At 66.6% G+C, this 21283-nt stretch carries 20 protein-coding genes; 3 read left to right on the forward strand and 17 right to left on the reverse strand.

From position 1 onward, the window contains the following. Positions 1 to 95: 95 nt before the first annotated feature. A complete protein-coding gene (locus WBN46_RS09115) occupies positions 96 to 578 on the reverse strand; it encodes a Fur family transcriptional regulator (RefSeq protein WP_192201682.1) in 483 nt (160 codons plus the stop codon). A gap of 13 nt (positions 579 to 591) precedes the next feature. Continuing rightward, a complete protein-coding gene (gene gltX, locus WBN46_RS09120; RefSeq protein ID WP_337731250.1) occupies positions 592 to 1998 on the reverse strand; it encodes a glutamate--tRNA ligase in 1407 nt (468 codons plus the stop codon). A gap of 156 nt (positions 1999 to 2154) precedes the next feature. On the opposite strand from gltX, the gene lpxH reads away from it, so the two are divergent. Then, positions 2155 to 2892: a UDP-2,3-diacylglucosamine diphosphatase gene (gene lpxH / locus WBN46_RS09125; RefSeq protein ID WP_337731251.1), complete on the forward strand. Its 738-nt coding sequence runs from the start codon at positions 2155 to 2157 to the stop codon at positions 2890 to 2892. A gap of 113 nt (positions 2893 to 3005) precedes the next feature. Here lpxH and WBN46_RS09130 read toward each other — a convergent pair whose 3' ends face one another. From WBN46_RS09130 to WBN46_RS09165, 8 genes are all read right to left on the reverse strand, one after another. Continuing rightward, positions 3006 to 3803, reverse strand: a complete 798-nt coding sequence (locus tag WBN46_RS09130) for a ferritin-like domain-containing protein (RefSeq protein WP_337731252.1) — start codon at positions 3801 to 3803, stop codon at positions 3006 to 3008. Between the two features lie 16 nt (positions 3804 to 3819). Further along, complete coding sequence (gene purF / locus WBN46_RS09135) at positions 3820 to 5289, reverse strand: amidophosphoribosyltransferase (protein ID WP_192201690.1); 1470 nt, start codon at positions 5287 to 5289, stop codon at positions 3820 to 3822. A 7-nt stretch (positions 5290 to 5296) separates the two neighbouring features. Continuing rightward, positions 5297 to 5905, reverse strand: coding sequence for a CvpA family protein (locus tag WBN46_RS09140; RefSeq protein ID WP_337731253.1), 609 nt, complete (start codon positions 5903 to 5905; stop codon positions 5297 to 5299). 46 nt (positions 5906 to 5951) lie between these two features. After that, positions 5952 to 6959, reverse strand: a complete 1008-nt coding sequence (locus WBN46_RS09145) for an SPOR domain-containing protein (protein ID WP_337731254.1) — start codon at positions 6957 to 6959, stop codon at positions 5952 to 5954. Positions 6960 to 7026: 67 nt separating this feature from the next. Further along, on the reverse strand, positions 7027 to 8433 hold the full coding sequence (locus WBN46_RS09150; protein WP_337731255.1) for a folylpolyglutamate synthase/dihydrofolate synthase family protein: 1407 nt from the start codon (positions 8431 to 8433) through the stop codon (positions 7027 to 7029). A 1-nt stretch (position 8434) separates the two neighbouring features. Continuing rightward, positions 8435 to 9013, reverse strand: coding sequence for a hypothetical protein (locus tag WBN46_RS09155; RefSeq protein ID WP_337731256.1), 579 nt, complete (start codon positions 9011 to 9013; stop codon positions 8435 to 8437). A 35-nt stretch (positions 9014 to 9048) separates the two neighbouring features. Next, positions 9049 to 9693, reverse strand: a complete 645-nt coding sequence (locus WBN46_RS09160; RefSeq protein ID WP_337731257.1) for a histidine phosphatase family protein — start codon at positions 9691 to 9693, stop codon at positions 9049 to 9051. A gap of 110 nt (positions 9694 to 9803) precedes the next feature. Then, a complete protein-coding gene (locus WBN46_RS09165) occupies positions 9804 to 11972 on the reverse strand; it encodes a S46 family peptidase (RefSeq protein ID WP_337731258.1) in 2169 nt (722 codons plus the stop codon). A 181-nt stretch (positions 11973 to 12153) separates the two neighbouring features. On the opposite strand from WBN46_RS09165, the gene tdh reads away from it, so the two are divergent. Then, positions 12154 to 13188: an L-threonine 3-dehydrogenase gene (tdh, locus tag WBN46_RS09170; protein ID WP_298125269.1), complete on the forward strand. Its 1035-nt coding sequence runs from the start codon at positions 12154 to 12156 to the stop codon at positions 13186 to 13188. Positions 13189 to 13254: 66 nt separating this feature from the next. Here the strand turns inward: tdh and WBN46_RS09175 are convergent, their stop codons facing one another. The 6 genes from WBN46_RS09175 to WBN46_RS09200 all read right to left on the reverse strand — a co-directional run bounded on the left by WBN46_RS09175 (position 13255) and on the right by WBN46_RS09200 (position 19581). Further along, positions 13255 to 14001 (reverse strand): TorF family putative porin, encoded by a 747-nt coding sequence (locus tag WBN46_RS09175; RefSeq protein WP_192201705.1) that lies wholly within the window; start codon positions 13999 to 14001, stop codon positions 13255 to 13257. 195 nt (positions 14002 to 14196) lie between these two features. Further along, positions 14197 to 15258 (reverse strand): TOBE-like domain-containing protein, encoded by a 1062-nt coding sequence (locus WBN46_RS09180; protein ID WP_337731259.1) that lies wholly within the window; start codon positions 15256 to 15258, stop codon positions 14197 to 14199. 9 nt (positions 15259 to 15267) lie between these two features. Continuing rightward, entirely contained in the window at positions 15268 to 16227 is a 960-nt protein-coding gene (gene cysW / locus WBN46_RS09185; protein WP_337731260.1) for a sulfate ABC transporter permease subunit CysW, read from the reverse strand. Between the two features lies 1 nt (position 16228). Further along, positions 16229 to 17080, reverse strand: coding sequence for a sulfate ABC transporter permease subunit CysT (gene cysT, locus WBN46_RS09190; protein ID WP_337731261.1), 852 nt, complete (start codon positions 17078 to 17080; stop codon positions 16229 to 16231). Between the two features lie 10 nt (positions 17081 to 17090). Beyond that, the gene (locus tag WBN46_RS09195) at positions 17091 to 18110 is read right to left on the reverse strand and encodes a sulfate ABC transporter substrate-binding protein (protein ID WP_337731262.1); all 1020 of its coding nucleotides are present in this window, start codon (positions 18108 to 18110) and stop codon (positions 17091 to 17093) included. A 16-nt stretch (positions 18111 to 18126) separates the two neighbouring features. Further along, positions 18127 to 19581, reverse strand: coding sequence for a porin (locus tag WBN46_RS09200; RefSeq protein ID WP_337731263.1), 1455 nt, complete (start codon positions 19579 to 19581; stop codon positions 18127 to 18129). A gap of 170 nt (positions 19582 to 19751) precedes the next feature. On the opposite strand from WBN46_RS09200, the gene kbl reads away from it, so the two are divergent. Further along, positions 19752 to 20951, forward strand: coding sequence for a glycine C-acetyltransferase (kbl, locus tag WBN46_RS09205; RefSeq protein ID WP_337731264.1), 1200 nt, complete (start codon positions 19752 to 19754; stop codon positions 20949 to 20951). Between the two features lie 21 nt (positions 20952 to 20972). Here kbl and WBN46_RS09210 read toward each other — a convergent pair whose 3' ends face one another. Further along, positions 20973 to 21260 carry a hypothetical protein gene (locus tag WBN46_RS09210; protein ID WP_337731265.1) on the reverse strand — a complete coding sequence of 96 codons (288 nt, stop codon included), beginning with the start codon at positions 21258 to 21260 and terminating at the stop codon, positions 20973 to 20975. Between the last annotated feature and the right edge of the window lie 23 nt (positions 21261 to 21283).

Below are 21283 nucleotides of genomic sequence, written 5' to 3' on the forward strand. Positions count from 1 at the left end.
CTTCTTTCTTGCCCGGAAGACCTAGCGCGATGATCAGCTCCCGGCCAGCGGAATCCGCGGTCGCGACTTACGTCGCTCCTACAACAACAAATCCGCTACGCCGCAGCGCAGCGCGCGCACAGGCCATGCACTTCCAGCGTCTGCGCCTGTGGCTGGAAACCCAGTGCCTTGGCGCGCGCGTCCAGCGCCGCCACCACGTCGCGATCCTCCAGTTCCACCGCGCTGTGGCAGCGGTCGCAGATCAGGAACGGCACCGAGTGCTGGGCGCTGTTCGGGTGATGGCAGGCGACGAACGCATTGACGGATTCGAGCTTGTGCACGAAGCCATTGGCCATCAGGAAATCCAGCGCGCGATACACCGTTGGCGGCGCGTCCGCACCCACGCCCTTCGTGGCGCGCACCCACTCGAGCAATTCGTAGGCCTTCACCGGCTTGCCGGCTTCGGCGATCAGCTGCAGAACACGCGCACGGATCGGCGTCAGCCGCAGGCCGCGCTCCTGGCACGCGCGCTCCACTGCGACCACGAACGCCTGCGCGTCATGGACATGGTGGTTCGGGTCGGTGCAGGCGTGTGGCATGGGCGATCCGTGATCAGGCGGCCGTACTTGTCTTGATAAGTGCTGCGTCGATGCGTTTCAAGGCTTCATCGCGACCGGCAAGGTAGACCGTCTGGGAAATGTCCGGGCTGACCTGCGTCCCGGTGATGGCCACGCGCAAAGGCTGCGCCACTTTGCCCATGCCGATTTCGAGCGCCGCTGCGGCCTCGTGCAGGGCGACGGACACACTTTCCGCGCTCCACTCCGCCAGCGCCGCCAGACTTTCGCGGGCCTTGGCCAGCGGGGCATGCGCGGCGGCGCCCAGATGCTTGGCTACTGCAGCATCGTCGTACACCGTCAGCGGCTGGTACCAGACCACCGCCTTCTCGGCCATGTCCTTCAACGTCTGCACGCGATCGCGCAGCGCGACCACCACGTCGGCCGGCGCCGGACCCGCGGCCAGGTCGATGCCCAGCTTCTCCAACTGGTAAACGAGGTGCGGCGCGATGTCCGCAGGCGCATCGGTCTTCAGGTAGTGCTGGTTCACCCAGCCCAGCTTGGCCATGTCCAGGCGCGCGGCCTTGGAATTCACGTCCTTCACGTCGAACAGGTCGATCAGTTCCTGGCGCGAGAAGAGCTCCTGGTCGCCGTGCGACCAGCCCAGCCGCGCCAGGTAGTTGATCAGCGCGTGCGGCAGGTAGCCGGCGTCCTTGTACTGCATCACGTCGGCCGCACCGGTGCGCTTGGACAGCTTGGCGCCCTGCTCGTCCAGGATCATCGGCATGTGCGCGAACTTCGGCACCGGCGCACCCAGTGCTTCGTAGATGTTGATCTGCCGGGGCGTGTTGTTGATGTGGTCGTCGCCGCGGATCACCTCGGTGATGCCCATGTCCCAGTCATCGACCACCACGGCGAAGTTGTAGGTGGGATAGCCGTCCGGACGGAAGATCACCATGTCGTCCAGCTCGCTGTTGGCGATTTCGATGCGGCCCTTGATCAGGTCGTCGAAGGCGACCACGCCGTCGAGGGGGTTCTTGAAGCGGATCACGCGGTTCGGGTCGTCGCGGTGCGGCAGGTTCTGCTCGCGCGCGGCGCCGTTGTAGCGCGGCTTCTCCTGCTTCGCCATCGCGGCTTCGCGCATGGCGTCGAGCTCCTCGCGTGTCTCGTAGGCGTAGTAGGCCTTGCCGGCCGCGACGAGTTGTTCAGCGACCTCGCGATACCGGTCGATGCGCTGGGTCTGGTAGACCGGGCCTTCGTCGTAGTCCAGGCCCAGCCAGTCCATGGCGTCCAGGATCGCGTCGATCGCGGCCTGCGTGCTGCGCTCGCGGTCGGTGTCCTCGATGCGCAGGATGAAGTCGCCGTTGCGATGGCGCGCTTCCAGCCAGCAGTACAGCGCCGTGCGGGCGCCGCCGATGTGCAGGTAGCCGGTGGGACTGGGAGCGAAGCGGGTACGGCAGGCCATGGAGGAGCTCAAGTACGGAGTCCCGCGATTTTACCGCGCCGCGACGGTTCTGCCGCGCTCGCCGGCCCGAACGCGCCGCAGTGAGCCCGCTCGGTGAGGCGCCCGGAAGGCCTTGCCGATAGAGGAAGCCCGGTGGGGAGGGCTTAGAATCGCCGCATGACCACACTCTTCATCTCCGACCTGCACCTGGACGCTGAACGCCCTGCCGTCACCGAGTTGTTCGGCACGTTCATGCAGCGGGAAGCCGTCGCGGCCGACGCCCTGTACATCCTGGGCGACCTGTTCGAGGCCTGGGTGGGCGACGACGATCCATCGGAAACGGGAGCCTACGTCGAGACCCGCATTCGGGAGGTGGCCGATGCCGGCGTGCCGGTGTTCTTCATCCGTGGCAATCGCGATTTCCTGCTCGGTAATGCCTTCGCCCGCCGCGCCGGCATGCGCATCCTGCCCGATCCGGCCGTTGTCATGCTGTACGGAAAGCCGGCGATCCTCATGCATGGCGACCTGCTGTGCACGGGTGACACGACCTACCAGGCGTTCCGCGCGCAGACGCGCAATCCCGCCTGGCAGGCGCAGTTCCTGTCGCAGCCACTGGCGGCCAGGCTCGCCTTCGCCGCGCAGGCGCGTGCCGCCAGTGCCGCTCACCAGGGCGGCATGAAGCAGAGCGACAAGGCGCAGTTCGAAGCATTGACCGACGTGACGCCGGCGGCCGTGGACGCGACACTGGTCCAGTTCGGCATCGACACTCTGATCCATGGTCACACGCACCGCCCTGCCATCCACGAACTGATTGTTGGCGAGCGGGCGTGCCGCCGTGTGGTGCTGGGCGACTGGTACGAGCAGGGCTCGGTGCTGCGGGTGGAACCGCATGGAATGACGCTGGAGCGTCTGTAGGTCTTTGATGTGGGAGCGACACAAGTCGCGATGATGCTTCCGCGGTAGCTCATCGCGACTTGTGTCGCTCCCACACCCTCATGTGTATTCCGTCCACAGGTCGCCCAAGCCCCCTACGGGGCTTCCAGCGCCGCGAGTTCATCTTCGTCGAACCCAGCCAACAGCCGCGCCTCGATATTGAACGGGCCATGCAGGTAGCCGCCGGCGTATTCCCTCAGCAGTTCGCGGAAGCGTGCGCGCGGTTCGATGCCACGCTGCTCGCAGTACCAGCGGTACCAGCGCGAACCGGCGGCGACATGCGCGATTTCCTCGCGCAGGATCAGGTCGAGAATCCCGACGGTGGCTTCGTCTCCCAGATCGCGCAGCTTGACGATCATGCCTGGCGTGACGTCCAGGCCGCGCGCCTCCAGCACGCGCGGTACCAGCGCCATCCGCGCAAGACCATCGTGCGCGGTCTTCTCGGTCATCTCCCAAAGACCGTTGTGCGCATCGAAATCCCCGTAGTCGTAACCCAGTTCGCGCAGGCGGTCGCGCAGCAGGACGAAATGGCGCGACTCATCGTTGGCCACGCTGACCCAGTCGGCCTGGAACGCCGCCGGCATCCCACGGAAGCGATACACCGCATCCCAGGCCAGGTCGATGGCATTCAGTTCGATATGCGCGATGGCGTGGATGAAGGCCGCCCTGCCCGGCACGCTGCCAAGCCCGCGACGCGGCAGCTCGCGCGGATGCACGAGGGCCGGCTTCGCCGGTCGCCCCGGCATGCGGATCGGTTCGGGTGCCGGCGCGTCCGCCGGAATGGCCAGCTCACCGCGCTTGAAGGCGTCAGCGAATCGCTGCGTCAGCGCGACCTTGTCGTCCACGTCCGTTGCGTCCAGGCAGGCACGCGCGGCCTCGAACAGCGTGGCCATGGAGTGCGCGCCGGAATCAGCCGACGCGGCGCTTGCGCTTGGCCTCGTCCGAGCGCATCTGCTCGATGCGCTCGAAATATCCCGGTTCGATGCCGGTGACGTACTTGCCATCGAAGCAGGAGGAGTCGAAATCGGCCAGCTGCGGATTGCCTTCGCGCACAGCCGCCTCGAGATCTTCCAGGTCCTGGTAGATCAGCCAGTCGCAGCCGAGCAGCGTCTCGATCTCTTCGATGCTGCGGTCGTGTGCCACCAGCTCATCGGCAGCCGGCATGTCGATGCCGTAGATGTTGGGATGGCGCACCGGCGGTGCGGCACTGGCCAGGTAGACCTTGCGCGCGCCCGCATCGCGCGCCATCTGCACGATCTGCTTGGACGTGGTGCCGCGCACGATGGAGTCATCCACCAGCAGCACCACGCGGTTGCGGAATTCCAGGTTGATCGGATTGAGCTTGCGGCGCACGGACTTCACCCGCTCGCCCTGCCCCGGCATGATGAAGGTGCGGCCGACATAGCGGTTCTTGATGAACCCCTCGCGGTACTTCACGCCCAGCACGTTGGATATCTCCAGCGCGGCGTCGCGCGAGGTGTCCGGGATCGGGATGATCGTGTCGATGTCGTGGTCCGGGCGCAGGCGCAGGATCTTCTCGCCCAGCTTCACGCCCATGCGCATGCGCGCCTTGTGCACCGACACGTTGTCGATCATCGAATCGGGACGCGCGAAGTACACGTACTCGAAGATGCACGGCGCATGGTGTTGCGGTTCGGCGACGATTTCGCTGAACAGCTCGCCGCGCGCGGTGATCACGATGGCTTCGCCGGGCTGCACGTCGCGCATGCGGGTGAAACCCAGGATGTCGAGCGCGGCGGATTCGGACGCGATGATGTACTCGGTGCCTTCGCTGTGCTCGCGCTTGCCCAGCACCAGCGGACGGATGCCGTGCGGGTCGCGGAACGCCACCAGGCCCAGGCCCAGCACCACGCTGACCACCGCATATCCGCCCTTGACGCGGCGATGGACGCCGGCGACCGCGCGGATGGCGGCTTCCGGACTGAGCGTGCGCTGCAGGTCCAGCTCGTGCGCGAACACGTTCAGCAGCACTTCGCTGTCCGAATCGGTGTTGATGTTGCGACGGTCCTGGGCGAACACGTCCTGGCGCAGGGCCTCGGTGTTGATCAGGTTGCCGTTGTGCGCCAGCGCGATGCCGTAGGGCGAGTTCACGTAGAACGGCTGCGCCTCGTCCATGCCCTCGGAGCCCGCGGTCGGATAGCGGCAATGCGCGATGCCCACGCGGCCTTCCAGCACGCTCATCGCCTTGGCGTTGAACACGTCCCGCACCAGCCCGTTGTCCTTGTGCACGCGCAGTCGCGTGCCGTCGGCGGTGGCGATGCCGGCGGCGTCCTGCCCGCGGTGCTGGAGGACGGTCAGCCCGTCATAAAGCTGGCCGGCAACATTCTGGTTGCCGACGATTGCGACGATGCCGCACATGGTGGACCTACTCCGGTTTCGACTCGGGCGACGCTGGCGGGGAGACGCGCTCCGGCGGGGCGCCGGACTCTTGCAGCGGCAGGGGCAAGTTTTGCAGGCGCGCATTATCGCCCGCCGGACGCCCATTGCCAAAGTCCAGTTCCTGCACAGTCCATTCCGGCAACCACTGCGCAAGCCATTCCGCGCCGGGCAGGAGCAGCGGCACGATGGATGACCGCTGCCATTCAGGTTCGCGCGGCAGGTCGGTGAAGGCCACCAGCAACAGCAGTACGCAGGCCACGAAGGCACCACGCAATACGCCCAGGCCGAGCCCCAGCACACGATCGAGCCCCGACAGGCCCACGGTCTTCACGAGTTGCCGCACGATCCAGCCGGTCACGCCGACCACGAGCATGACGCCGACGAAGCTGAGCGCGTACCCCCCCAGCAATTCGCTGGCGGTGGGCGGCCCATCGTCGGAAAGCCAGACGGCGACCTGCGCGCCGTAGTGGAAGGCGACCCAGCCGGCCAGCACCCAGGCGACCATCGATGCTGCGGCGCTGACGAGCCCGCGCATCAGCCCGAACAGCGCCGAGACGGTGATGATGCCCAGCAGTGTCAGGTCGAGCGCACTCATGCGCGCGCCTGCCCGCACCCGGATTCAGTGGCGATGCCGATGCCGGTCAAGGATGCGGGCGCACCATGCCATCGACACCGACCTTCGCCGCTACCTGCGCCTTCAGCCGGTCCGCATCGGCACGGCTTGCCACCGGCCCCACGCGCACGCGACTGAGCGTGCCCTTGTCGGTGCGGACCTGTTCGACGAACGCACTGAAACCGGCAGCGCGGGCGCGATCACGCAATGCGTTGGCGTCCGCCGCGCTGGAGAATGCCCCCAGCTGCACGGCGAAGCCCACGCCGGACGCGGCAGGCTTTGCTGCTTCGGCTGGCTTGGGTGCGGGCGCGGCGGGCTTGCTCGCGGCGACGGTCGGCTTGGGTTCGGCGGGCGGCGGCGTGGTGGCCGGCTTCGGCGCCGGTGCCGCGGGCTTGGGTTCCGGCGGCAGCGCCTGCGCGGTGATCGCCGGCGTGGGAGCGGCGGCGGCCACCGATGAAGGCGTCGGTGCCACAGGCGTGGCGGACGGGGTGGGCGCAGTGGTCGCCGCAGCGTCCAGCGTGACGACCTGGGCGTTCACATCACCCCGGATCCTGATGGCCTCCAGACGCGCGGATTCGGCCTGCGGGCGATCGGCATAGGGACCGACGCGCACGCGGAATGCCTGCTTGCCATTGATCGTCGCCGGCTCGACAAAGCCCGGCAGCGCAGCCTGCTTCACGCGGGCCAGCACGGCATCGGCATCGGCCTGCGTGGCATAGGCGCCGAAGCTGACGGCGAAGTTGCCGGCAGCAGTGGCGGCGGACTGCGGCACGCCGGCCGCCGGGAGCGGTTCCGCAGCGGGCGCGGCCACCTGGCCCTGCATGCCGACCGCACCATTCGCGGGGGGGCTGCCCGGGGCGACCAAGGGCAGCTCACGTGTTTCGTATTCGCCATCGGCGGCTGGCGGAACATCCAGCGGCACGTCCGACACGCCGCTATCGGGCGCGGGGCCTTTCACCAGCATGGGCAGGAAGATGACGGCCAGCGCCACCAGCACGACGGCGCCGATCAGGCGCTGTTTCAGGGCAGTATCCATCCAGGTCCACGGGAGATGAGGCAGGAGTGCCGGCGCGATTATACGGCGCGTCCCACCGCGCTCCCCCTCATCGACCTGAATGCAGCACGTGCAATGCGTCGGCCACGGTGTGGAACGAACCGAACACCAGCACGCGGTCGCCGGGCGCCGATGCCGCAAGCGCGCCTTGCAGCGCGTCGCCGACATGGCCGTGCAGGACGGCGCCATCCGCATCAGTGCCCTGCAGGCGCGCGGCCAGCTGCCCGGCGGTCTGCGCGCGCGGCCCCACGTCCAGGCCGGCCAGGTGCCATTGCAGGGTCATGCCGGCGAAGGCGTCGACCACGCTTCGCACATCCTTGTCTGCCAGCGCGGCGAATACCACGCGGGTCACGCCACCACTGGCATGGATCTGCAGCCATGCGGCCAGTTCGCGCGCCGCCTGTGGGTTGTGGCCGACGTCAAGCACCACGTGCACGCCATCGCGCTCCAACTGTTGCAATCGGCCCGGGAGCGCAGCCTTGGCCACGCCTTCCGCGAAGGCGCTGTCAGGAATGACGTCTCCTGGCAGCGCGCGAAATGCGGCAATCGCCGTGGCGGCGTTCGCGCGCTGCGAAGGCGCGGACAGCGCCGGCACCGGCAGTTCAAGTTCTGCCCCCACTTCGCGCCAGCGCCAGCGCTGGCTGTCGATGGGCTCGTGGAAGAAGTCACTGCCCAGCCGGAGTGCATTCGCTCCGATGGCATAGGCATGGCGCAACACGCTGGACGGCGAGTCCACCTCGCCAAGCACCAACGGCGTCCACGCCCGCGCGATGCCGGCCTTCTCGGCGCCGATGGCCTCGCGGTCGTTGCCGAGCCAGTCGGTGTGGTCGATGTCGACCGTGGTGATGACGGCGACATCGGGATCGACGATGTTCACCGCATCCAGCCTTCCACCCAGGCCGATCTCGAGTACCGCCAGGTCCAGCCCGCTGCGCTGGAACAGCCACAGTGCGGCCAGCGTGCCGAATTCGAAATAGGTCAGCGGAATTGTGCTTCCTTCTCCCTCCGGGAGAAGGTGGCGCGCAGCGCCGGATGAGGGTACGGCAGATTCGCTGGCGTCCGGACCATCATCGCTGCTCCCTGCCCTCACCCCAACCCCTCTCCCGCCGGGAGAGGGGCTAAAGCGCGCCGCTTCGACGGCTTGGAACGCTTCGATCAGTGAGGCGTCATCCGCGTCCACGCCATCGATGCGCACGCGCTCGTTGTAGCGCAGCAGGTGTGGCGAGGTATACGCCCCGACCTTCCAGCCTGCGGCACGCGCGATGGCCTCGATGAAGGCCACGGTGGAGCCCTTGCCATTGGTGCCGCCGACGGTGATGACACGCGTGGCCGGCTTGCCGAGCGCCAGTCGCATTGCGACTTGGCGCACGCGGTCCAGGCCCATGTCGATGGACTTGGGATGCTGTTGCTCGATGTACTCGAGCCAGTCGTCGAGGGTATGCAGCGCGCGTGACATGTCAGTTGCCGGATTCGATATGCCGGATGCTGGAGCCGAACAGCGATCGTCGGCCGCTCAGCACCACCGACACCTGTTGCTCGGGATGGCGATGATAGAACGCTTCACGGATGCACAAGTAGCTCGGAAAGCCCCGCTCCATCGGGCCGCCTCGCAATCGGTAGTCGCATGCACGACGGCTCGGGGTGTAGTGCGTCTGCATGATGTGGGATTCGCGGAATGCCTCCCCGAACACGCACGTCCACGCCCACGGCAAGGACCTGGCCAGCACCAGCCAGCCGACGAGGCCCAGCATCACGGGCATCCCGCAAAGAAGGAACAGGAACTTGAGGAACCCCTGGTCGAGCAGGAGGGCCATGCGTCCATGGCGGCGGGCATGGCCGATCAACAACGCCGTTCCGATCACGCCACCGACCAGGAACAGCAAGGCGACATGGAGGCCGTGCAAGGCGGGCGCAGGCACGAAGTCGACGAACAGACCCGTCAGCGCCAACGCACAGGTGCCAAGTACCGCCACGGTCGTGGTGACCTGACCAGGCGCAGGCGCGTCGGAGCCGAACCAGACCGCTTTCCAGCCCATGTGCGCTCGCAGAACGTCGCCGCTGCCGCCGGACTCTAGAGCGCCCGATGCTTTGCTTCGCCGAAGAATGGCGTGTGGTGCGCGCAGTCGTTGAGGCGCACGACTTCGAGCTGATCGACCGAGGGGCCTTCCAGCAGGTTGAGCGTGGTCGGCGCCTGGCGGAACGTCCAAAGCTTCGCGATCGGCAGGCCCAGGATGCGGCACAGCAGGACGCGGTTGACCGCATCGTGCGCCACGATCAGCAGGGTGTCCTCATCGCCCAGTCCCTCCGCGGCGCGTGCGAGCCCGCGCCAGGAACGGTCCAGCACCTGGCGCAGCGATTCGCCACCCGGCATGAGGACGGTATCGGGCTCCTCACGCCACGCCAGCAGGCGGGCGGGATCCTTGTCCTGGATCTCGCTGGCCAGAAGGCCTTCCCATTCGCCATGCGCGATTTCCTGCAGATCCGCATCGGTCTGCAGAAGGTCGGCGCGTGCATCGCCCAACGCGAGCTTCGCGGTGAGCTGCGCCCGCGACAGCGGCGAGGCGACTGCACGATCGATGCGTACGTCCTTCAGCCGCTGGCCCAGCGCGGTGGCCTGGCCTTCGCCGACCGGCGACAGCGGGATGTCGATCTGGCCCTGGTAACGGCCTTCGGCGTTCCACGGCGTTTCGCCGTGACGGGCAAGCAGGATGCGCATGCGTCGGTGTGTCCATTCGGGGGAAGCGGCCCCGCTTCCGGAAGCCGGAAACGAAGACGGGAGCGGATCATACCCGCTCCCGTCCCGTGCCTGCCGCTAAGTTGCAGGTGTTACTTGCCGACGCCCATTTCCTTCAGCAACTGCGGCGCCGGATATGCCTCCTGCATGATCCAGCGCAGGTAGCGGCCATCCACGGCGATCATGCGGGTCATCTTGGGGTCGAACACCCAGTTGGAGCTGACCGACTCCCAGTTGCCGTCGAAGGCCAGGCCGACCAGTTTGCCGTGTGCGTCCAGCACCGGCGAGCCGGAGTTGCCGCCGGTGATGTCCAGGTCGGACAGGTAGTTCACCGGCACGGAGCCGATGCGCTTGTCCTCCAGGCCGCCGTAGCGCTTGGCCGCGACCGCATCGAGCAACGCCTTCGGCGAGTCGAACGGATCCTGCCCGGTTTCCTTGGCCACCACACCTTCCAGCGTAGTGAACGGGGTGTACTCCACGCCGTCCTTCGGCGCGTAACCCATCACGTTGCCGAAGGTGATGCGCAGCGACAGATTGGCATCCGGGTAGACGTACTGACCCTGGCTCTTCTTGTAGTCCGCCAGCGCCTGCAGGTAGACGGGGCGCGCGGCCAGATTCTCGCCGGCGCGCGTCTTGCGCTCCTGCTCCAGCTTCAGCAGCGTGGGCATCACCGCCACCGCGTACTGGATCGCCGGATCGCTGCTGGCCTCGAATGTCTTGCGGTCTGCGGCGAACCACTTCAGGCGCTCATCCGTGCTACCGAGCTTCGTGCCCGCCAGACGATCCAATCCCCGCTTCACCGCTGCGGCATCGTTGCCGCCCAGCCATGCGTCCACGGCGTCGACGCGCTGAGCAGCGGGCAGTTTGATGTACTCGTTCAACCAGTACTCCTGCAACTGGCGATCCATCGCGGCCACGTAGCGGCGCTCAAGCTGCTTCAGGCCACCTTCGATGGCAGGCAGGTCGCGTTCCTGGTAACCGGACTCGCGTTCCGCATTGGGCTTCTCGCGCTCGATCGACAGCCGGTACAGCTGCGTGGCCGAACCCACCATCGCGGTGTTGTTGAACATCGCCAGGGTCAGGTCGCGCTCGCGCGTGGCCTTGTTCTGTTCCAGCAGGGCGAGCAGCTGGGCATGCGCGTCCAGCGCCGTCTGGCCCTTGGCGCCCTGCCCCTTCAGCCAGGCCAGGACGGCGGCTTCTTCGCGCTGCTTCTGGCCGGCCGCGTCGATGCGCTTGAAGCCTTCCAGCTGGCCGTCGTAGTTCTTGCTGGTGTTGTTCCAGCCCGCCATGGTGTTGGCGTACTTCACCTGGATGTCGGCGTTCTTCTTGCCGGCGTCCTGCACCATCGCGATCTGGTTCTTGTAGTGGCGCGCGATGGTCGGATAGGTCCACGCGGCGGTGTTGTCGAATTCGGCCGCCAGCGCATAGCGGTTGGTCGAACCCGGATAGCCCGCCACCATGACGAAATCACCGGCACCCAGCGGCTGATCGGCGAACTTCAGCCAATGCTTCGGCTGGTACGGCACGTTGCCCTTGGAGAATGCGGCCGGTTTGCCGTCCTTTCCCACGTAGGCGCGATAGAAGGCGAAGTCGCCGGTGTGGCGCGGCCACATCCAGTTGTCGATGTCGCCACCGTACTTGCCCACGCTGCCCGGCGGTGCGTACGCCAGGCGCACGTCCTTGATTTCCATGTTCTTGAACAGGCGATACGTGTTGCCACCGGAGAAACTGTAGAGGCGGCAGCGGAAGCCGGCCTCGGCCTCGCAGTCGGCGATCCGCTTCTTCTCGAAGGCCTCCAGCGCCTTCGTGCGCGCCAGCGCATCGCCGCCGGCGGAGGCGATGGCGGCCTGCGCGTCCTTCGTCACATCGGTGATCTCGTCCAGCACGAACACGCGCGCATTGGGGCCCGCGCTGACTTCATCGCCCGCCGTCGGTGCGTTGAAGCCGTTCTTGATCAGGTTGTTCTCGGCCGTGGAGTTCAGCTGGATGGCGCCATACGCGCAGTGATGGTTGGTGACCACCAGGCCGTTCGGCGAGACGAAGCTGGCGGTGCAGCCGCCCAGTGCGACCACCGCGCCCATCGGGTCGCCGGTCAGGTTGGAAAGCTGCTGCGGCGACAGTTCCAGGCCGGCCTTCTTCAGCGGTCCGGCGATTTCGGGCAGCTGCTGGGGTACCCACATGCCCTCGCCCGCATGGGCGAACTGGGCGGCGAGCAGGGACAACGGAACCGCAATGGCGGCGGCGAGCAGGTTCGGACGCATGGAAACCCCGGTACGGACAGGAAAGTTCCGATTGTAATGAACCTGTCACCGCCGCCGACCCATGACTTTCGTCCTAGGAAGACGGGCATGCGGACGCTCCGGCGTGTCAAGGCGCCCTGCAACAGGGCGCCACGGAGGCGGCGCGTATAATCCGCGCCCTCAACCCCTGGATCGACGCCCGATGGCACAGACGATGAAGGCGCTGGTGAAGCGCGAGGCCGGCAAAGGCATCTGGATGGAGGAACTGCCCGTCCCGCAGCCCGGCCCCAACGAGGTGCTGATCAAGCTGGAGAAGACCGCCATCTGCGGCACCGACCTGCACATCTACCTGTGGGACGAGTGGAGCCAGCGCACGATCAAGCCCGGCCTGACCATCGGCCATGAATTCGTCGGCCGCATCGCGCAACTGGGGTCCGCCGTCACCGGGTACGAAGTCGGGCAGCGCGTGTCGGCCGAGGGCCACATCGTCTGCGGCCATTGCCGCAACTGCCGCGGCGGCCGCCAGCACCTGTGCCCGAACACCGTGGGCATCGGCGTGAACCGCAACGGCGCCTTCGCCGAGTACATGGTGATGCCGGCCAGCAACCTGTGGCCGATCCCGGACCAGATTCCGTCGGAACTGGCGGCATTCTTCGACCCCTACGGCAACGCGGCGCACTGCGCGCTGGAATTCGACGTGGTCGGCGAAGACGTGCTGATTACCGGCGCGGGCCCCATCGGCATCATCGCCGCCGGCATCTGCAAGCACATCGGCGCCCGCAACGTGGTGGTCACCGACGTGAACGACTTCCGCCTGAAGCTGGCCGCCGACATGGGCGCGACCCGCGTGGTCAACGTGGCCAACCAGTCGCTCAAGGACGTAATGGCCGACCTGCACATGGAAGGCTTCGACGTGGGCTTGGAGATGAGCGGCAATCCGCGCGCCTTCAACGACATGCTCGACTGCATGTACCACGGCGGCAAGATCGCGCTGCTCGGCATCCTGCCCAAGGGCGCCGGTGTGGACTGGGACCGCATCATCTTCAAGGGCTTGACCGTGCAGGGCATCTACGGCCGCAGGATGTACGAGACCTGGTACAAGATGACGCAACTGGTGCTGAGTGGCTTCCCGCTGGGCAAGGTGCTGACGCACCAGCTGCCGATCGACGATTTCCAGAAGGGCTTCGACCTGATGGAACAGGGCAAGGCCGGCAAGGTGGTGTTGAGCTGGAATTGACGCGCACGCTCCCTTCCGCGCAAAGAAAAAGGCGCCTTGCGGCGCCTTTTTCTGTTGCGTGCCCTATCAGGGAACCGCAACGGCGATCGTGAACACCACGCCGGGCTTGTAGATATCCGAGCCGCGACGCAGCTCGGACGCGTCCGAACCGAAGGTATCGTAGTAGCCCAGTGTCGCGGTCGCGGGACCGAAGCCCTTGGAGAGCGTGACGGAGCCATCGTAGAAATCGGCGCGACCATCGCTGCCCGCGTCGATGGAGGTGTAACCCGTGGTGGCGCCCAGCGAGAAGCCCGAATCGCCGATGTCGTAGCTGGCCGACACGCCTGCATAGATCTCTTCCGCGCCGGTGTTGCTGTAGTCGTCGGCGTATGCCAGGATGCCGCCCACGGTGACGGGGCCGCTCCAGGTCACCTTCGCGATGTACTCGTTGTAGTCGATGTCGCCGTACCCGTCGGAAGCACCTTCATAGGTGTAACGGTTCACGCCCAGGTCGAGGTTCCAGCTGTCGCTGAGGTCCTTGTTCCAGCCGACGAAGTAGTCGACTTCGAAGTCGGGGCCACCCTCGCCGAAATCCACATTCGATGCCCATGCACCGGCATACAGGCCGAACGGCGCGGAATACGTCGCACCCGCCTGGAACGCTGGCTCGTTGTCGGTCTGGGAAACGCCGCGGAACACGTAGTCCGTGGTCACCGCGAATGTCGCGCTGAACGGAGAGGATGCTTCTTCCTCGGCATCCTGGGCGAAGGCGGACAGCGGAAGCGCCAGCAACAGGGCAGTGGCAAGGGCGGTGCAGAGCTTGACGGGCTTCATCCGGATTCTCCTGGTCGATGGGCGGACGGTGGCGGCTGGCGTGGCGGGGATTGCCGGTCGTGAGACGGTAATCGCAGCTTCACGGTTTTTTAACTGCGCCCCGATAGTGCGCCGCAACAATCGCCGTCGTCAAGTGCCTGTCCGCATGCCGGATAATTGGTTTCTTTTTCAATTAATTCAGCAGCTTACATCGCATCACGTTGGTGCCTCCGCACCGTTTCGGGGAAACCATCCGAACCGTTTTGGTGCCAAGCGCACCGGCTGTCCGGGCGCCGTTGCAGGACTCTCGTGATCGGCGGGCAAGTCCACGTCGACCTCGATGGCATCGTCCTGGAGCCGCGCCCGCAGGCGCAGCCGCGGACCGTTCCGCTGCGCGACGATGATCGTCGCCGGCCAACCGGGGCCCTCTTCCACCACCTGCAGATCCTCCGGGCGCACGAAGACCTCGGCCTGCCCCTGCCCCGCCTGCTCACGTGACCGCAGCGGCAACCCTGCGGCCTTCAGCGCGCCTGCTTCCCAGTGAGCTGGCAGGCGGTTCACCGCACCGACGAAGGAGTAGACGAAGGGCGAGGCCGGCGCATCGTAGGTATCGGCCGGGCTGCCGAGTTGTTCGATGCACCCGCGGTTGAGGATGGCCACACGGTCGGCCAGCTCGAGCGCTTCTTCCTGGTCGTGCGTCACGAACACGGTGGTCAGACCGGTGCGGTCGTGCAGTTCCCGCAGCCAGCGGCGCAGGTCGCGCCGGACCTGTGCGTCGAGTGCGCCGAACGGCTCGTCCAGCAGCAGCACGCGCGGCTCGATCGCCAGCGCACGCGCCAATGCCACGCGCTGCCGCTGGCCGCCGGACAGCTGCGCCGGATACCGCGTGCCGAATCCCTCCAGTTGCACGAGCGAAAGCAGTTCCGCGACGCGCGCCCGGATGGTGGCATCGGACACGCGCTCGCGACCGCGTCGTACGCGCAGGCCGAAGGCGATGTTCTCCTCCACCGTCAGGTGGCGGAACAGCGCGTAGTGCTGGAAAACGAAGCCCGCACGCCGCGCCTGCACGCTCAATCGGGAAGCGTCCTCGCCATCGAACCAGACCTTGCCTGCATCGGCGTGTTCCAGCCCGGCGATGATGCGCAGCAACGTGGTCTTGCCGGAGCCGGACGGCCCGAGCAGCGCCAGCAGCTCGCCCTGGCGGATGTCCAGTGATACCTCGTCGAGGGCGACGAAGGTGCCGAACCGCTTGCCCAGGTGTTCGATCCTGATACCCATGATGTCTTCTCAGTGACGGTGGTTGGCAGCCAGCGCTTCGCCGTGCCGCCATTCAAGCCAGGTCTTCAACGCCAGCGTCACCAGCGCGGTCAGCGCCAGCAGCGAGGCCGCCGCGAATGCCGCGCTGTATGCATACTCGTTGTAGAGGATCTCCACATGCAGCGGCAGCGTGTTGGTGCGCCCGCGGATGTGGCCAGACACGACCGACACCGCGCCGAACTCGCCCAGTGCGCGCGCACTGCACAGCAACACGCCGTACAGCAGCGCCCAGCGGATGTTCGGCAGCGTCACCCGCCAGAAGGTCTGCCAGCCATTCGCGCCAAGGCTGAGTGCCGCCAGTTCCTCGTCCGTGCCCTGCTGTTCCATCAGTGGCATCAGCTCGCGCGCGATGAACGGGAACGTCACGAAGATCGTCGCCAGCACGATGCCCGGCAGCGCGAAGATGATCTTCGGCAACTGCAGGTGCAGGTCGCCGAGCAGCGGCAGGGAGAAACGCCAGCCTTCGTCGATCAGCGAGTACGCCCAGCCCTGCGCGCCGAAGATCAGCACGTAGATCAGGCCGGCCACCACCGGCGACACCGCGAATGGCAGGTCGATCAGCGTGACCAGCCAGCGTTTCCCACGGAACTCATGCTTGCTGACCACCCATGCTGCAGCTACGCCGAAGGCAAGGTTGAGGGGCACCACGATCGCCGTCACCAGCAGCGTCAACTGCACGGCCGCCAGCGCATCGGCCTCGGTCACCGCAGATGCGAACGCCGCCCAACCGCCGCGCAGCGCTTCCACGAATACCAGCGCCAGCGGCAGCAACAGGAACGACAGCAGGAAGCCAAGCGCGCCCAGCACCAGCAGCACCTGCACCCAGAGGGGTTCGGTGGTGGCCGCATGGCGGCGGACAGGGCGTGCAGGCGCTTCCACGAAGGACGACTCCGGGGGGATGGCGATGACGGCGGAGATGGCGTCGCCCATGTTAGCCCCCAGCCCGCTTGCCGGTGCGCTGCAGCCGCGCCTGCAGCGTGTTGATCAGCAGCAGCAGCGCAAACGACAGCAGCAGCATGGCCGCCGCGATCGCCGTGGCGCCCTCGTAGTCGAACTCCTCCAGCTTGATCGTGATCAGCAGCGGCGCGATCTCGGACACCCCGGGCAGGTTGCCGGCGATGAAGATCACCGAGCCGTATTCGCCCACGCCACGTGCGAACGCCAGCGCGAAGCCGGCCAGTACGGCCGGCCACAGCGTGGGCAGCACCACGTGACGCACCGCCTGCCAGCGGTTGGCACCCAGGGTGGCCGCGGCTTCTTCCAGTTCCGTCTCGATTTCCGCAAGCACCGGCTGCACCACGCGCACCACGAAAGGCAGGCCGATGAACACCAGCGCCACGGTGATGCCGAGTGGCGTGTACGCGACCTTGATGCCGGCGGCTTCCAGCCATTGGCCGATCCAGCCGGTCGGGCCGTACAGCGCCGTCAGCGCAATGCCGGCCACGGCGGTGGGCAGCGCGAATGGCAGGTCGATCATCGCGTCGAATACGCGCTTGCCGGGAAATCGGTAGCGCACGAATACCCAGGCCACCAGGGTGCCCATGACCGCATTGAACGCCGCCGCCGCGAGCGCGGTGCCGAAGCTGATGCGCAACGCCGCCAGTACGCGCGGCTCCGTCCAGATCGCCCAGATGCCCGCCGGACCCAGCCCGCTGGCCTTGGCGAACACACCCACCAGCGGAATCAGGACGATCAGCCCCAACCAGGCCAGCGTATAGCCCAGGCTGAGGCCGAAACCGGGAATGACGCGCCGTGCGCGCACCTTCCCCGGCCAGGATTGCACTGCCGCCACCTTACTTCGCCTGGATCTGGTCGAACACGCCACCGTCCGCGAAATGCGTGGCCTGCGCCTTCGCCCAGGAACCGAAGACGCCATCGATCGTTACCAGCTCCAGCTTCGGGAAGCGCGCGATGTCCGCAGGCGCCGCATGCTGCGGATAACGCGGACGATAGTAGTGCTTGGCCGCGAGCCGCTGCCCCGTTGGCGAGTACAGGTACTTCAGATAGGCCTGTGCCGCTTCGCGCGTGCCGTGCTTGTCGACATTGCGATCCACCAGCGCCACCGGCGGCTCGGCCAGGATCGACAGCGACGGCACCACGATGTCGAACTTGTCGGGGCCCAGCTCCTCGATCGACAGGAAGGCCTCGTTTTCCCACGCCAGCAGCACGTCGCCGATGCCGCGCTGGACGAACGTCGTGGTCGATCCCCGCGCGCCGGTGTCCAGCACCGGCACGTTGCGGAACAGGCCACGCACGAAGTTGCGCGTCTTCGCCTCGTCACCCTTGAAGATCTTCAGACCGTAGGCCCATGCCGCAAGATAGTTCCAGCGCGCGCCACCGGAGGTCTTCGGATTCGGGGTGATGACGGAGATGCCCGGCTTCACCAGGTCGTGCCAGTCGCGGATCTTCTTCGGATTGCCCTTGCGCACCAGGAACACGATGGTCGAGGTGTACGGCGCGCTGTTCTCGGGGAGGCGCGATTGCCAGTTGGCGGGAAAGAGCTTGGCCCGCTGCGCGATGGAATCCACGTCGTAGGCCAGGGCGAGCGTCACCACGTCCGCCTCGAGGCCATCGATCACCGAACGCGCCTGCTTGCCCGAGCCGCCATGCGAGGTCTCGATGCTGACCTTCTGCCCCTTGGTCTTCTGCCACTCGGCGGCGAAGGCGGTGTTGAACTCGCGATAGAACTCGCGCGTCGGGTCGTAGGACACGTTGAGCAGCTTGATGTCCTTGGCGCCGGCCGCTGCGGCCAGCGTCAGGCCGAAGGCGAGCAAGGCGGTGTGGACGTGGCGTCGGATGGATGGTGTCTTCATGCGATGTCTCCGGAAATCAGAAGGCGACCTGCAGTCGCGAGAACACGGCCTTTTCGTCTTCGCGGTCCGCACCTGCGGCGGCCCCGCCCTCGAACTGCGTGTCCAGGTAATTGAAGACCAGCTTCAGGTTGCTGGTGAGGTACCAGTTGACGCCCAGCGTCCATGCCTTGGCGCGTCGCGCGGATACCGACGCATCGGCGAACAGCGGGAACGCACCCTCATCGATCTCCAGTTCGCCATAGCGGCCGACCAGTTCCCACGCACCCCAACCACCCTTGCCGGGACTGAAGGGGTTCGATGGCTTCACGACGCCGCGATAGCTGGCGTCTTCGCCGGTCAGCACGTAGCTGGCCGTGGCCTGCCAGGCGGTGTTTTCCAGTTCGGCGGCATTGCCCGCCACCACCAGTTCCTGCTTCGACGCGATGTACTCGGCCAGCAGCCCGAACCCATTGCGATAGAAGTAGCCCTGTGGCGACCAGCGCGTGCGCCTGCCGTCGGCGGCGACCGCACTGCGATAGTTGAAGAACTGCACCTGCCCGGGCGTACGATAGCGCGGGAGGATGTTGTTCCCCGTGCCCACGGTATCGCCGGCGCTGCCGCCGATGCCGAAGCCGAGGCCGGACCAGAAACCCGCGCCGTCCTTGAATGGCTCGACGAAGAGGCGGCCGGCGACCTCGAACTCGTCGTCCGGATTGGTGGTCGCCGCATCGCGACCATCGACCGTGCCGTTGAACACACCGATCGCGTAGCTCAGCTTGCTGCCGGCCAACTCGCCCTGCAGTTGCACGCCGATGTCGCGATTGGGCGCCAGTTCGCTGGGCAGCGCACGTTCCACGTCGGACAAGGCAGACGACGACTGCAGGCGTTCCAGTCCCACCGGTGAGGTGAACTTGCCCAGACGCACCGTCGCGGCGGGCGAGAACTTCAGGTCGGCGTAGGCATCCACGATGCTGGCGCTGTCACCGGCGAACTCCGGCGTGAAGCGGAAGCCGATCCATTTGCCCAGCGTGCCTTCGATGGTCGGGCGTGCCGTACGCAGCAGGAAGGTATCGTAGGTGCCCGACGGCACGCCGCTGCTGAAGAAGCGCCCGTCGCCCTGGATCAGGCCGCGGATCTTGACCTCGTAATCGCCATTGGCCGATTTCAGCGACGCACCCTTGTCGTTCACCGCGATGACGGGGGCCTCCTTGGCCTTGGCGGCGGTCTCTTCCTGCTGCAGTTCCAGGCGGCGCTCCAGGACGCGCAGGCGCTGGTCCAGGTCACCCAACGTGGCGGGCGCGGATTCGCCTTCAGCGGCCACGGCCGCCGGTGCATCACCGACGCGGCGTTCGAGGGCTTCAAGCCGTTGCAGCAGCTCCTGCACGGTGGGCTGGCTCTGTGCGGACACGGGAATGGCCAGCGAACAGGCCAGCGCGCCCACGATGGCGACGCCGCTGCCCTTCCGCTTGCGCTGTCCCGGTGGTATCCGCATGACCCCATATCCCCGTGCGATGGCCGTCGTCGGCCGGAGACGCGATGCTGCGTGTGCACATGCGGGCTGGGAAATGACGAAACGGCGACCGCTTATTCCGCGACAGCATGACGGACGGGGCGTGGCCGACGGGCGGTTAGAATGGCGGCCTCTTCTTCCAATCCGCGCCCATGTCCAGCCCGCTCACCGCTCACTACGCCGCCACCCTCGACGAGATCCGTGCCCAGGGCCTGTTCAAGGCCGAGCGGATCATCACCGGCCCGCAATCGGCCGAGATCACGCTGGCGGACGGGCGCACGGTGCTGAACTTCTGTGCCAACAATTACCTGGGGCTGGCCGACCACCCGGACATTATCCAGGCAGCGAAGGACGCGCTGGATACGCATGGCTTCGGCATGGCGTCGGTGCGCTTCATCTGCGGCACGCAGGACCTGCACAAGCAATTGGAGCAGACGATCGCGGACTTCTTCGGCACCGAGGACACCATCCTCTACGCCGCCTGCTTCGATGCCAACGGCGGCTTGTTCGAACCCTTGCTGGGCGAGGACGACGCGATCATTTCCGATGCGCTGAACCATGCATCGATCATCGACGGCGTACGCCTGTGCAAGGCCAAACGGTTCCGCTACGCCAACTGCGACATGGCCGACCTGGAAAAGCAGCTGCAGGCCGCCGACGCCGCGGGGTGCAAGACCAAGCTGATCACCACCGACGGCGTGTTCTCAATGGACGGCTTCATCGCGCCGCTGGACGAGATCACGGCGCTGGCGAAGAAGTACAACGCGCTGGTGCACATCGACGAATGCCACGCCACCGGCTTCCTCGGCCCGACCGGCCGCGGCTCGGCGGAAGTGAAGGGCGTGTTGGACAGGATCGACATCATCACCGGCACGCTCGGCAAGGCGATGGGCGGCGCACTGGGCGGATTCACGACCGCGCGCAGGGAAGTGATCGAACTGCTGCGCCAGCGCTCCCGGCCTTACCTCTTCTCCAACTCGCTGCCGCCGCACGTGGTGGCCGCGGGCATCAAGGCCTTCGACATGCTGTCCTCCGCCGGCGAACTGCGCGAACGCCTGCAACAGAACACGGCGTATTTCCGCGAACGCATGACGGCTGCCGGCTTCGACATCAGGCCCGGCGTGCACCCCATCAGTCCGGTGATGCTGTACGACGCACCGCTCGCACAGCGCTTCGCCGAGCGACTGCTGGAGGAGGGCATCTATGCGATCGGTTTCTTCTTCCCGGTGGTCGCGAAAGGCCAGGCCCGCATCCGCACGCAGATGAGTGCAGCGCATACACGCGAACACCTGGATCGCGCAATCGACGCCTTCATCCGCATCGGCCGCGAATTGGGCGTGTTGAAGGCGTAGCCGAAGCCTGTGCGCCCGCGATCAGCGGGCGCGCTTGGCGACAGCGGAAGCCTTCGGCCTGGCGGGCGCGCCCTTGGCGACGCGGATGCCGCGCGCCTTCATCCAGGCATCGAATTCTTCCGCCGTCATCTTGCGGCCATTCTGCTGCATGTCGAAGCGGTGGCCATGCGGCCCCGGGCGCACGCTGACGACTTCTTCCTTCACGCCGGCGGTATTGGCGTGTGGCGGCTTCGAGGCGCAGCCCGCCGCCATGCCGATGACAAACAGAACAACGAAACGCGCAGGCAGGCGCGCCGTCAGGTCGAGCATGGCAATTCCCCAGTGGTCAGGCG

The organism is Pseudoxanthomonas sp. CCNWLW251 (genome assembly GCF_037402255.1).
GTDB lineage: Bacteria > Pseudomonadota > Gammaproteobacteria > Xanthomonadales > Xanthomonadaceae > Pseudoxanthomonas_A.

Bases quoted from the DNA above. Each gene is read 5' to 3' on its own strand.
- lpxH (WP_337731251.1), top strand. From the start codon at position 2,155: ATGACCACACTCTTCATCTCCGACCTGCACCTGGACGCTGAACGCCCT.
- gltX (WP_337731250.1), bottom strand. From the start codon at position 1,998: ATGGCCTGCCGTACCCGCTTCGCTCCCAGTCCCACCGGCTACCTGCAC.
- WBN46_RS09115 (WP_192201682.1), bottom strand. From the start codon at position 578: ATGCCACACGCCTGCACCGACCCGAACCACCATGTCCATGACGCGCAG.
- WBN46_RS09130 (WP_337731252.1), bottom strand. From the start codon at position 3,803: ATGGCCACGCTGTTCGAGGCCGCGCGTGCCTGCCTGGACGCAACGGAC.
- WBN46_RS09165 (WP_337731258.1), bottom strand. From the start codon at position 11,972: ATGCGTCCGAACCTGCTCGCCGCCGCCATTGCGGTTCCGTTGTCCCTG.
- WBN46_RS09140 (WP_337731253.1), bottom strand. From the start codon at position 5,905: ATGAGTGCGCTCGACCTGACACTGCTGGGCATCATCACCGTCTCGGCG.
- WBN46_RS09145 (WP_337731254.1), bottom strand. From the start codon at position 6,959: ATGGATACTGCCCTGAAACAGCGCCTGATCGGCGCCGTCGTGCTGGTG.
- WBN46_RS09155 (WP_337731256.1), bottom strand. From the start codon at position 9,013: ATGGGCTGGAAAGCGGTCTGGTTCGGCTCCGACGCGCCTGCGCCTGGT.
- purF (WP_192201690.1), bottom strand. From the start codon at position 5,289: ATGTGCGGCATCGTCGCAATCGTCGGCAACCAGAATGTTGCCGGCCAG.
- cysW (WP_337731260.1), bottom strand. From the start codon at position 16,227: ATGGGCGACGCCATCTCCGCCGTCATCGCCATCCCCCCGGAGTCGTCC.
- WBN46_RS09160 (WP_337731257.1), bottom strand. From the start codon at position 9,693: ATGCGCATCCTGCTTGCCCGTCACGGCGAAACGCCGTGGAACGCCGAA.
- WBN46_RS09150 (WP_337731255.1), bottom strand. From the start codon at position 8,433: ATGTCACGCGCGCTGCATACCCTCGACGACTGGCTCGAGTACATCGAG.
- WBN46_RS09180 (WP_337731259.1), bottom strand. From the start codon at position 15,258: ATGGGTATCAGGATCGAACACCTGGGCAAGCGGTTCGGCACCTTCGTC.
- WBN46_RS09200 (WP_337731263.1), bottom strand. From the start codon at position 19,581: ATGCGGATACCACCGGGACAGCGCAAGCGGAAGGGCAGCGGCGTCGCC.
- WBN46_RS09175 (WP_192201705.1), bottom strand. From the start codon at position 14,001: ATGAAGCCCGTCAAGCTCTGCACCGCCCTTGCCACTGCCCTGTTGCTG.
- kbl (WP_337731264.1), top strand. From the start codon at position 19,752: ATGTCCAGCCCGCTCACCGCTCACTACGCCGCCACCCTCGACGAGATC.
- WBN46_RS09210 (WP_337731265.1), bottom strand. From the start codon at position 21,260: ATGCTCGACCTGACGGCGCGCCTGCCTGCGCGTTTCGTTGTTCTGTTT.
- tdh (WP_298125269.1), top strand. From the start codon at position 12,154: ATGGCACAGACGATGAAGGCGCTGGTGAAGCGCGAGGCCGGCAAAGGC.
- WBN46_RS09195 (WP_337731262.1), bottom strand. From the start codon at position 18,110: ATGAAGACACCATCCATCCGACGCCACGTCCACACCGCCTTGCTCGCC.